The sequence below is a fragment of the Neptunomonas sp. genome (genome assembly GCF_041601355.1).
Taxonomy (GTDB): Bacteria; Pseudomonadota; Gammaproteobacteria; order Pseudomonadales; family Balneatricaceae; genus Neptunomonas.
This window is the reverse complement of sequence record NZ_JBFIIH010000128.1, coordinates 1-10,822: the sequence shown is the minus strand read 5'-3', so window position 1 is coordinate 10,822 and position 10,822 is coordinate 1. Positions and strand designations below refer to the sequence as shown.

The following is a 10,822-nucleotide window of genomic DNA, read 5'->3' as shown; positions in this document are numbered from 1 at the left end:
TGCGCGTGAGCTGCGCATATATAAAAAACTAGTTTTTTCTTTGCAAGGTTATATTCCTGAATATGAAGAAACATTAGTTGATACCGATAAAGGACTAGGTTTAGCGTGTCGGCAAGTGTTAGATGATAATGGTCAGCTATCTAAAACATTGGCGGACTATTTAACAGATAGTGGAATTTCTGCCGACACATTAAAACCGCAACTTGAACGTTTTTTTCAAACACTGTTCTCAAAAAGCCTCTATTTTTTTGACTTTAATCCTAATAATTTTCTTATTCAGATTAATGGAGGTAATCCAACCCTACGTTTTATTGATCTGAAAGGGTATCGTAAAGACCGTGCGCTGTTACCACTAAGCTATTTATCCTCGTCCTTAGCCAAACGAAAAATGCAGCGAAGAATTGAGCGCTTATATAAGCGGATTAATCTTTGATTGAGCACTAAAAGAGAGACTTTATGATCGCTGGTCTGCACCGTAGCAGTTGGATGGCTTTACCTGTTGTTTTGGTCGGCCTGACTGTTTTTTCTCAACCGTTTGGTGTGTCTTTTGAACTTTTTACACTGATCATGGCGGTACTGGGTATCAGGCTTTTGATCCTGAATAAGGATAACTTCAGGGGTAGCCTGGGGGTAAAGTTCTTTACGTTGTTGTTCGCCTGTTTCTGGATTCCCGCAATACTTTCTCTACCTGATGCCTACCTATTTAAAAAGGGCGCTATTGATGCGTTAGGTATGCTGCGCTTTTACTTTGCTGGTGTGTTTATCATACATGCAGCGTCATCAGTTAAAATTCATGAGAGTATTTCCCGTGTCATAGCTGTCATCGTTATTTTCTGGATGGTAGATGCCTGGATTCAGCTTTTGTTTTCTGTGAATCTTTTTGGCATGGAAAGTTATTCGCCGGGGAGAATTAGTGGTGTTTTTGGTGATGACCCAGTCTTAGGTTGGATGTTAGTTGTTTATATTGGTATTGCCTGCGTTGCTGTAAATCAATGGGTAGGTAAAGTCGGGTTATTGATTATAGTTCCTTGCTTGATCGCTACGATTTTTATAAGTGGCAATCGAGGCGCGTGGTTAGCGGTTGCCTGGCTGCTGTTGTTTACTGTCATCATTGCTGCTTTGTGGAAAGTGAAAATTTCAAAAAAAATAGTGCTTGGTAGTTTTTTGATAGTGGGCCTGGTCATCGCTGGTGTGTCAACTCACGAGGGAATTAAGGGACGTATAGCTTATACTTTTCAGGGACTCAGCACTGCTGATTATGCTGCTTTAGATCGGGCAACGTCGTATCGCTTAACGCTGTGGGGTACGGCAATAAATATGATAGAGGATAACTGGATTAATGGGGTTGGTTTTAAAAGCTTTCGTTATGCCTATCCGGACTATGCTCAGCCTGATGATATTTATGTGTTGCGCTCACCTGAAGGGGAGCAGAAGAGGGGAGCGTTTCATAGCCACCAGATAGTTATTGACGCGATGGCTGATACGGGCTTATTTGGCTTACTAGGTTTGTTGGCTGCATTCTGGTTAATATTCCGGCGATTTTTTTTGCAGCTTGTCAAAATCAAACAGTGGATCCCATTGGGATATTACTGCGGACTGGTTGGAGTGTTGTTTCCAATCAATACACATTTATCGCTTTATAAAGCCTACTGGGCGCAGGCATTTTGGCTATTAGCTGCTTTGTTTATTGCTTCATTATTTACTTATGCCAGCGAGATTAATGACGATACACGAAGTTCTTCCCCTCTGGATGTGTCTTAAAGCGTCGATGTACCCACATATATTGCCCCGGGTCTTTTAGAATGCCCTTTTCAAGTTCCTGGTTAATACGCGTCGCATCCCGGGTGTCATCGCCACTGGGGAAGCCTTCAATAATAGGAAACAACTCCAGTTCATAACCTGAATTATCGGGGCAGCGGTGATGGGTAAACATCAATATTGGAGAATTGTTCAGCTTGACGAGTCTGCTGGTCGCGGTAATTGTTGCAGCAGGTACATTAAAAAAGGGAGCATACACTGAGTGTTTAAGCCCAAAATCCTGGTCCGGTGCGTACCAGACAATTTCATTTTTACGTAAAGCTTTAAGTACTCCGCGTAGATTTTTGCGTTCAATGGTATGGGCCAGATGTTTCTCGCGTTCCCGTTTGATAACGAAATCCATTAAAGGGTTATTATGTTTGCGGTACATAGCATTTACGTTATAAAAGCGAGCCAGTAGCCTCCCTCCCATATCTAGTGTCGAAAAATGCGCACCTAATAAAATCACGCCTTTGTTATGTGACAGCGCATCATCCAGGTATTGTTTACCTTTAAGGGTAACGGGCATACTGAGAAACTGATCGCTTTGCCACCAGCTCATACTTGTTTCAAACATGCCTATTGCATTATTTTGGAAGATATTGCGTACTAGGCGCTGTTGTTCTGCCGGTGTGATTTGCGGGAAGCACAGCCGGATGTTCACTTCAGTAATATGACGGCGCTTTTTAAAGAGCCTGTACATCAGGTTACCGGTACTTTTACCAAGTTTGATTTGCATTGCGTAAGGTAACAAGCTAATGAAGTATAAAATGCCGAGTCCGGCCCAGGTAGGCCAGTATCTCGGACTAAAAAAATGCTGATCGTTAGTTGTCATAAAATGTCTTTGAGTAAATGTATAGGCACGATTGTAAGAGGCTTTTGCGATGTCAGCAAATACTTATAAAAGAAGGTTATAATGAGAACATTTTTATATCTGTTAAAGAACTAAGTTGAGAGCCTGATGAGTTCAGATAAAAAGAATACTGATGTAAGCTCCCGGGATGCTGCTTCTAAAGGTTGGGTGATTTATAAGCGCTTGATAGCCTACGCTATCCCTTATTGGCCGGCGTTTACTGTGGCCTTTATAGGTTATGCCCTGTATGGCGCATCTCAGGCAATGTCGGCTAAGTGGTTACAAAGTGTCGTTGATTCTGTGGAAGGGGGCCGGTTGGATGATCGGGTCTGGCTGGCGTTGGCGGTACTGGGTATTTTTGCCTTACGTGGCGTAGGTACTTTTCTCGGCAATTATTGCATTAGCTATGTGGCTCGCTTTGTCATCCACGGTTTACGTACAGATCTGTTTGATCGGATGCTGTTGTTACCCGCGCACTACTATCACCACCACTCTTCTGGTGAATTGTTGGCTCAGTTGACCTTCAATGTTGAGCAAGTGACGGGGGCGGTGACTGATGCGGTAAAAATACTGATCCGTGAAGGGCTTACCGTTATCGGTTTGTTTGGTTACCTGTTTTATCTTAACTGGAAGTTGACCTTGATTTTTGTGGCCGCAGCTCCGTTTATCGGTATTGTTGTAAAGATCGCTTCTAAGCGAATGCGCGGTTTAGGGCATCGTATTCAGAAGTCGGTCGGTGATATCACCAGCTCTGCTTCTGAATCTATACAGGGGTATCAAGTCGTTCGGGTGTATGGCGGTACTGACTTTGAGCGTCAACGTTTTCATGGTGCCAGTGATCTGAATCGCCGTCAGTTTATGAAGTTGGTGGTGGCTGAGTCGATTAATACCCCCGTAGTTCAGTTTCTGGTGGCAATGGCGCTGGCGGCGTTGATGTATCTGGCCATGTCACCATCGGTGATGGGTGGCATGAGCACGGGTGAGTTTGTCGCTTTTATCACGGCAGCAGCCATGGTGACGAAACCGTTACGTTTGTTGACCGAAATAAATGTGATGGTGCAAAAAGGCATTTCGGCTGCACAGGCTGTTTTTAATACGATGGATCAGGAAGAAGAGAAGGATGGGGGCACAATAATAGCGGACAGAGTTGCCGGGCATTTAACATTTGAACACGTCTCTTTTAACTACCCTGAAAGCAATGATCAGGTGCTTTCAGATTTCTCATTGGATGTCCCGCAAGGTAAAACAGTCGCGTTGGTTGGAAAATCCGGTAGCGGTAAATCAACGGTGGCTGCCTTAATTCCGCGCTTTAATGATGGCTGGACAGGTGAAATATTACTGGACGATCAGGCACTTGAGTCTTATCAGTTGGTGTCGCTGCGTGAGCAGATCGCCATTGTCAGCCAGAGTGTGGTGTTGTTTAACGGCACGATCGCCGAAAACATTGCATATGGTTCTATGGCATCAGCCTCACTTGAGCAGATTCAGGCGGCGGCTGAGGCAGCACATGTGATGGAGTTCGTTGCCCGTCTGCCGGAAGGTTTGCAGACGCAGGTGGGTGAAAGTGGCGTGTTGTTATCCGGTGGCCAGCGTCAACGTATCGCCATTGCCAGAGCTATTCTGAAAGATGCGCCGATATTGATTATGGATGAAGCAACCTCTGCGCTGGATACCGAATCAGAGCGGCATATTCAGAGTGCGCTTGAAGAGGTAATGAAAGACCGCACTACGTTAGTGATTGCGCATCGTCTTTCGACCATAGAGAACGCAGACCTGATTGTGGTGATGGATCAAGGACGTATCGTCGAACAAGGGACGCATCATGATTTATTACAACGAGATGGAGCTTATGCTCAGCTGTATAAAATGCAGTTTGGTGAACTAGCGGATGACTAGCTGGCCTGGATTCCTTTATACCCTGCTTTTTTATCTGTCAGTTCCCGTACTATTAATTCGCTTGTGGTGGCGGGGACGAAAAGCACCGGGCTATCGGCAACGTTGGTGGCAACGCTTTGGCCTGGTACCGCCGGTTAGCGGTCGCCCTTTGTGGATTCATGCTGTTTCGGTCGGCGAAACGATCGCCATCGCCCCGTTAGTCGAGCGGCTATTAAAAGATTTTCCTGAAATACCAATTGTCATGACCAGTATGACGCCAACGGGTGCTGAGCGTGTTAAGGCATTGTTTGCTGATCGTGTTCATCATTTTTATTGCCCCTATGATCTGCCCGATGCTATTCAGCGTTTTATTCAGCGTATTCAGCCACGTGGATCGCTTATCGTAGAAACTGAGCTTTGGCCGAACATGATTGCGGGTTGTAAAAAGGCCGGTGTGCCGGTAATTATCGCTAATGCCCGTTTGTCTGAGCGCTCTGCTAAAGGATATGCAAAACTTGCCAGATTGACACAGCAAATGCTGTCAGAGCTGACATTATTGATTACCCAGCATCAAAGTGACGCGGAGCGCTTTAAACAACTGGGTATGCCTGCTGAACGTATCTTAGTATCCGGCAGTATTAAGTTTGATATTCAGGTGGATGATACAACCCGTTTGCGGGGCAGGCAGTTAAGGGAGCAATTCGGCGGGCGGTTCACGCTGATCCTGGCGAGTAGCCATGAAGATGAGGAAGCGCAATTGTTAGCGGCAATCAGTCCTTTATGGGAGCGTTATCCCGATCTGTTGGTGATGTTGGTGCCTCGTCATCCTGAGCGCTTTGAAGCGGTTTATAGGATAGCGTTAAAATATTCGGATGATGTGGTGTGTCGTTCTGGCCGCAACCAGTTGCTTCCTGATGTGACAACCCGCATTTATGTGGGCGATACCATGGGGGATCTGATGCTGCTGTATGCCGCTGCCGATCTGGTGGTGATGGGAGGGAGCTTCGTCAATGTAGGAGGGCATAATCCACTGGAGCCAGCTGTGCTGGGCCTGCCGATAGTGATGGGGCCGCATCATTTTAATTTTGCAGCGATCAGTGAGGCGATGGAACAGGCGGGTGGGATGCAGCGGGTACAACAGATGTCTGAAGTAACAGACCTGCTGTCGGCCTATATGCAGCGCCCTGAAATGCTTAGTGAGGTTGGCAGTAAAGCGATGCACTATGCTGATTCACAACGGGGCGCACTCGATCGTCTGTATCGGGAAGTGAGTACGCACCTGCTATCCTAAGAAAGCGCTGCATGACGCTTTTAATTTAAGCGTTTAATTTAAGTCAAACGTGAGCGGCTCACCCGTTTGGGTGACGTAGGCATGGTTGAGCATGTCAACGAGTGGCGTTTGGTCGCTGTCACGCAACCACTGTTTGCTGGTTACATCGTAATCGAAATGAAAACCGCCATCTTTGGTGGCCAGCCATAGTTGTAACACCGGAGTCTGGCGGGTAAATATAATCTGGCTGCGGTTTTCACATTTAATCGTGAGTACACCACCACTGATCAGATAATCGATATCTGATTCAGCATCATCGAGACGCTCTTCAATCTGTTGTAGGGTCACATCAACAAGATCATTGAATTCGGATTCGTTCATCAGACAAACTCTTTATATAGATAATTAAGTGGATGCGCAGTATATCAGCTTTCTTACGGTACTCATCAGGCTCTTTTCAAGGGTATAATCGATCAATTATTGTCTATGAATAGAGAATTGTATTGTGAAACTTAGCTGGGTTTTAGTGTTGGCGGGGATAATATTGTTATCGGGTTGCGGGCAAAAAGGGCCGCTTTACCTGCCTGAACCGGAAAAGCAGACTGAAAATCAGTAAAGCTACAATGCGATCTTTGCAGAAGCTGAAAATTTGTTTTCTGACAAGGCAAAAACGCACGGAATAAGGAAGTTTATGTGTATAAATTGCCGAATGAGTGCGTTTTTAACACCGCCGGAAGACAAAGGAGTAATCGTCTAAAGGTCGCAAAATTAAACATGTGTTGCGAGTGAGAAGAATCAATGGATAGTTTTGAATACCGTAATGGCCGTTTGCATTGCGAAGAAGTAGCGTTGAGTAAAGTGGCTGAGCGTTTTGGTACCCCTGTTTATGTCTATTCCCGCGATGCAATTGAACGCGCATATATGGATTATGCTCAGGCACTGGAAGGTCATGACGCGCTGGTATGTTATGCGGTTAAAGCCAACAGTAATCTGGCTGTGCTTAATATTCTGGCGAGATTAGGTGCGGGTTTTGATATCGTTTCTTTGGGTGAATTGGAACGCGTTCTCAAAGCCGGCGGATTACCTGAAAAAATCGTATTTTCGGGGGTCGGCAAGCAGGCGCATGAAATTAACAGAGCGCTGGCCGTAGGTATTCGTTGTTTTAACATCGAGTCAGAAGCTGAATTAGAACGAGTCAACCAGGTTGCCGGTGAGTGTGGAAAAATTGCGGATATCTCATTTCGTGTTAATCCGGATGTTGATGCGGGTACGCACCCTTACATATCGACGGGATTGAAAGATAATAAGTTCGGTATTGCGATTGGTGAAGCTGAGCGTATTTATTGCCATGCCGCCAGTCTTCCTCATGTGAATGTAGTCGGTATGGATTGTCATATTGGCAGCCAGCTCACTGAAATTGCACCATTTATGGATGCGCTGGATCGCTTGCTGATGCTGATTGATCAGTTGGCAACGCAAGGTATTCAGATCCATCATTTGGATCTGGGAGGTGGTTTAGGTGTGTGTTATACCGATGAAACTCCGCCCACCCCGCAAACCTATATAGCCGCGGTGCTTGAAAAGCTGGGAGACAGACCATTAGGCCTTATTTTCGAGCCGGGTCGCTCTATTGTAGCCAATGCCGGTGTGATGCTAACTCAGGTCGAGTTTCTGAAATGTACAGAGCATAAAAACTTTGCCATTATCGACGGTGCTATGAACGACCTGATCAGGCCTTCACTGTACAGTGCTTATCAGGACATTATTCCCGTAGAGCTTCGTCAAGAGGGTGAGGTCAAAGCGTATGATCTGGTTGGGCCGGTGTGTGAAACAGGTGATTTCCTGGGTAAAAATCGTGAATTGAACCTGCAGCCAGGTGATTTGTTGGCGGTGTGTTCTGCTGGCGCTTATGGCTTCGTCATGAGTTCTAACTACAACACCCGGCCTCGTGTTGCTGAAGTGATGATTGATGATGGTGAAATGTTTGCAGTACGCGCACGTGAGACACTGGCAGATCTGATGCGCGGTGAAGTGATGTTGCCTAAAGGGCATTAAAAGCGCATTAAACGGAATAAAGAAGATGTTAGTACGTTTTACAAAAATGCATGGGCTGGGTAATGACTTTATGGTTGTTGACCTGGTGACACAGCGCATCCGTCTTTCTGAAGATAAGGTCAGGAAATTGGCAGACCGTCATATGGGTGTGGGTTTTGATCAGTTGTTATTAGTTGAGCCGCCTACCAATCCTGAGATGGACTTTCGCTACCGCATCTATAATGCTGACGGTTCAGAAGTTGAGCATTGTGGTAACGGTGCGCGTTGTTTTGCGCGTTTCGTGCGTGATAAGCGCCTCACCAATAAAGATGTGATTGCGGTTGAAACGGCTAAAGGTAAAGCGTTACTGACTATTCGTGCCGATAATCAGGTTGAAGTAGATATGGGCGCACCGGTGTTGTCGCCTGCGGCTATTCCTTTTATTGCTGATGGGCAGGCAGCGGTGTATCCGCTCGACGTCAATAATCAGCGAGTGCAGATCTCTGCTGTATCAATGGGTAATCCGCACGCTGTATTGGTGGTTGACGATGCAGATCACGCGCCTGTTGAAACGCTGGGGCCGGCACTTGAGTCTCACCCGCGATTTCCGGCAAAAGCAAATATTGGTTTTATGCAGATAATCTCACCTACGCAAGTGAAATTACGCGTATATGAGCGTGGCGCAGGCGAGACGATGGCGTGCGGTACCGGTGCATGTGCGGCGGTCGTGGCGGGTCGCCTCAGAGGATTGTTGGGCGACAGTGTGGAGGTTCATCTTCCGGGCGGTGTGCTGCACATTAGCTGGAAAGGCGGTAAAGAAGACTCTGTGATGATGACAGGGCCCGCAGCCTCAGTGTTTGAAGGTCAGGTGTTTTTATGAGTCAGGAAGAAAATCAACAGATTAAGTCATCGGTCATTAACGCATCGGATGTGGCTGAATATTTAGCGCAACATCCTGATTTCTTTATGCAGCATAAACCGTTACTGGAAGTGATGGCGGTACCGCATGAAAGCGGAAGAGCGATTTCGTTGATTGAGCGACAGACTTCGCTTTTGCGAGACCGGAATCAGCAATTAACAGTCCATTTATCAGATTTGATCGATACTGCCCGGCATAATGATTCTCAGTTTGAGAAAACCAAACGTATGGTTTTATCATTGCTCGATTCAGCCACACTGGATGATGTGGCAGTGGCGTTGGAAGAGAGTTTATGTCGTGATTTTTATGGAGATGAAACGTCTTTGGTGCTGTTTAGCGATAGGCCACTGAACGTTAATAATCTTAGAATATTACCCCGTGCTACTGCCGGTGTGATCGAGCCGCTAATGACGACTAATCTACCCACCTGTGGGCAATTGCAGTTGATTGAAAATCGCTTCTTATTCGAAGATGCGGCGGTCAAAGTGCAATCGGCCGCGGTCATTCCCTTAGTCAAAGGTGAAACAATTGGCTTGCTGGCGATTGGTAGCTACGATCCTTATTACTTTCAAAGTAGTCAGGGTACTTTGTTTTTATCTTATGTGGGTGAGGTGCTGAGCCGGGTTGCCAGCCGCATTATGCATGAGGTGCAGGTGTAATATGCCTAACCGCTGCTTTGCCGAACAGCTCAGTCCTGCGGTTGATCTGTTTTTAGTGCATCTTCGGGCAGAGCGTAATTTATCGCCGCACACCTCCAGTAATTATCAAAGAGACCTGCTCAAGCTGGTGGGTTTTCTCGCTGACTGTCGTTTGCGACAGTGGGCCGATGTCACTGAGCGGGATATCCGTGCATTTGTTGCAGAGGTCCATCGTGACGGTTTAAGTGGCAAAAGCATTCAACGTACGCTGTCTGCCGTGCGCAGTTTTTATTTCTATCTGGCAAAAGAGGGGCAGGTTTCGCATAACCCCGCTCAAGGTGTACGCGCGCCTAAAGTTGGTAGGTCACTCCCTGAAACACTGGATGTTGATCAGCTGAGTCAATTGTTGGATTTTCCTGTGAGTGATGCGCTTTCCAGTCGTGATAAAGCGATGATGGAACTGGTGTATTCTTCTGGCTTACGTGTTTCAGAACTGATCAGCCTTAATATTCTTGATATTGATTGTCGGGATGCGAGTTTAGTTGTGACGGGTAAAGGGCGTAAATCCAGAATGCTACCTGTTGGACAAGTCGCGCTGAAGGCGTTAAATGCCTGGCTGAAGTACCGTGCTGCCTGGGCCGATTATAATGAAAGTGCACTGTTTATTTCTAAGCGAGGTCAGCGTTTAAGTGTGCGCAGTGCGCAGCAGCGTTTTGATCATTGGGCAAAAGTTATGCAGACGCAAGGCAAAGTGTATCCCCACCGTTTGCGCCACAGTTTTGCCAGTCATATGCTGGAGTCGAGCAGTGACTTGCGTGCTGTGCAGGAGTTGCTGGGCCATGAAGATATATCGACAACACAAATCTATACGCATCTGGATTTTCAACATCTGATGGATGTCTACGAAAAATCACACCCAAGAGCACATAAAAAAGATGATTAAATGTATTACTTTTGATCTGGACGATACACTTTGGGCGGTTGATCCTGTGGTCAGAGCCGCCAATCACACCTTATATGAATGGTTATATGAGAATGCGCCGCTGTTCAATAAAACCTACCAGTTACGCGATCTGAACACGCTCCGGACAGAAGTACTGCTGCAGCAACCTGATATTAGTTACAGCGTCTCACGTATTCGCATGGCCGTACTGGAACATGGCCTGGAGCAGGCTGGCTATACAAGCGTTGAGGCGCAGCAACTGGCAGAACAGGCGTTTTCTGTTTTTTATCAGGCACGTCAGAAAGTGGAGTTCTTTGAACACGCGTTAGCGATGCTGGAAGCGCTTAAAGCTCACGGATACCTATTAGGAGCTATCAGTAATGGCAACGCTGATGTGAAGCAGGTGGGATTGTCGCACTTGATGGATTTTCAGTTTAGTGCAGACAGTGTCGGTGTAGAAAAACCAGATCCACTGATTTTTCAGCATATGTTA

The 10,822-nt window shown here is 46.4% G+C and carries 12 protein-coding genes; 10 read left to right on the top strand and 2 right to left on the bottom strand.

The annotated features are described in order from the left end of the window. Together ABY436_RS16405 and ABY436_RS16400 are read left to right on the top strand one after the other, a co-directional pair. A partial coding sequence (locus tag ABY436_RS16405) for a YrbL family protein (protein ID WP_372740012.1) occupies positions 1–433 on the top strand: 433 nt, incomplete at its 5' end. 23 nt (positions 434–456) lie between these two features. Beyond that, positions 457–1,761 carry an O-antigen ligase family protein gene (locus ABY436_RS16400; RefSeq protein WP_372740011.1) on the top strand — a complete coding sequence of 435 codons (1,305 nt, stop codon included), beginning with the start codon at positions 457–459 and terminating at the stop codon, positions 1,759–1,761. On the opposite strand, the gene lpxL is transcribed toward ABY436_RS16400, so the two are convergent. Further along, positions 1,718–2,632, bottom strand: coding sequence for an LpxL/LpxP family Kdo(2)-lipid IV(A) lauroyl/palmitoleoyl acyltransferase (gene lpxL / locus ABY436_RS16395; RefSeq protein ID WP_372740010.1), 915 nt, complete (start codon positions 2,630–2,632; stop codon positions 1,718–1,720). The two genes, ABY436_RS16400 and lpxL, sit on opposite strands and share 44 nt — an antisense overlap. 126 nt (positions 2,633–2,758) lie before the next feature. Here lpxL and msbA point away from each other — a divergent pair, with 126 nt between their 5' ends. After that, on the top strand, positions 2,759–4,546 hold the full coding sequence (gene msbA / locus ABY436_RS16390; RefSeq protein WP_372740009.1) for a lipid A export permease/ATP-binding protein MsbA: 1,788 nt from the start codon (positions 2,759–2,761) through the stop codon (positions 4,544–4,546). Further along, positions 4,539–5,816, top strand: a complete 1,278-nt coding sequence (waaA, locus tag ABY436_RS16385) for a lipid IV(A) 3-deoxy-D-manno-octulosonic acid transferase (RefSeq protein ID WP_372740008.1) — start codon at positions 4,539–4,541, stop codon at positions 5,814–5,816. The genes msbA and waaA overlap by 8 nt, the downstream gene beginning before the upstream one ends. Before the next feature lie 33 nt (positions 5,817–5,849). On the opposite strand, the gene cyaY is transcribed toward waaA, so the two are convergent. Then, a complete protein-coding gene (gene cyaY, locus ABY436_RS16380; protein ID WP_372740007.1) occupies positions 5,850–6,176 on the bottom strand; it encodes an iron donor protein CyaY in 327 nt (108 codons plus the stop codon). Positions 6,177–6,300: 124 nt separating this feature from the next. Between cyaY and ABY436_RS16375 the strand changes: the two genes are divergently transcribed. The 6 genes from ABY436_RS16375 to ABY436_RS16350 all read left to right on the top strand — a co-directional run. After that, a complete protein-coding gene (locus ABY436_RS16375; RefSeq protein WP_372740006.1) occupies positions 6,301–6,411 on the top strand; it encodes a lipoprotein in 111 nt (36 codons plus the stop codon). A 182-nt stretch (positions 6,412–6,593) separates the two neighbouring features. Continuing rightward, positions 6,594–7,850 (top strand): diaminopimelate decarboxylase, encoded by a 1,257-nt coding sequence (lysA, locus tag ABY436_RS16370; RefSeq protein WP_372740005.1) that lies wholly within the window; start codon positions 6,594–6,596, stop codon positions 7,848–7,850. A 25-nt stretch (positions 7,851–7,875) separates the two neighbouring features. Continuing rightward, on the top strand, positions 7,876–8,709 hold the full coding sequence (dapF, locus tag ABY436_RS16365) for a diaminopimelate epimerase (RefSeq protein WP_372740004.1): 834 nt from the start codon (positions 7,876–7,878) through the stop codon (positions 8,707–8,709). Next, positions 8,706–9,407, top strand: coding sequence for a DUF484 family protein (locus tag ABY436_RS16360; protein ID WP_372740003.1), 702 nt, complete (start codon positions 8,706–8,708; stop codon positions 9,405–9,407). The genes dapF and ABY436_RS16360 overlap by 4 nt, the downstream gene beginning before the upstream one ends. A gap of 1 nt (position 9,408) precedes the next feature. Next, positions 9,409–10,329, top strand: a complete 921-nt coding sequence (gene xerC, locus ABY436_RS16355; RefSeq protein ID WP_372740002.1) for a tyrosine recombinase XerC — start codon at positions 9,409–9,411, stop codon at positions 10,327–10,329. Beyond that, positions 10,322–10,822: HAD family hydrolase (locus ABY436_RS16350; protein ID WP_372740001.1), on the top strand; the 501-nt coding region annotated here is incomplete at its 3' end. The genes xerC and ABY436_RS16350, both read left to right, overlap by 8 nt.

Bases quoted from the DNA above. Each gene is read 5' to 3' on its own strand.
- msbA (WP_372740009.1), top strand. From the start codon at position 2,759: ATGAGTTCAGATAAAAAGAATACTGATGTAAGCTCCCGGGATGCTGCT.
- waaA (WP_372740008.1), top strand. From the start codon at position 4,539: ATGACTAGCTGGCCTGGATTCCTTTATACCCTGCTTTTTTATCTGTCA.
- lysA (WP_372740005.1), top strand. From the start codon at position 6,594: ATGGATAGTTTTGAATACCGTAATGGCCGTTTGCATTGCGAAGAAGTA.
- xerC (WP_372740002.1), top strand. From the start codon at position 9,409: ATGCCTAACCGCTGCTTTGCCGAACAGCTCAGTCCTGCGGTTGATCTG.
- dapF (WP_372740004.1), top strand. From the start codon at position 7,876: ATGTTAGTACGTTTTACAAAAATGCATGGGCTGGGTAATGACTTTATG.
- ABY436_RS16360 (WP_372740003.1), top strand. From the start codon at position 8,706: ATGAGTCAGGAAGAAAATCAACAGATTAAGTCATCGGTCATTAACGCA.
- lpxL (WP_372740010.1), bottom strand. From the start codon at position 2,632: ATGACAACTAACGATCAGCATTTTTTTAGTCCGAGATACTGGCCTACC.
- ABY436_RS16400 (WP_372740011.1), top strand. From the start codon at position 457: ATGATCGCTGGTCTGCACCGTAGCAGTTGGATGGCTTTACCTGTTGTT.
- cyaY (WP_372740007.1), bottom strand. From the start codon at position 6,176: ATGAACGAATCCGAATTCAATGATCTTGTTGATGTGACCCTACAACAG.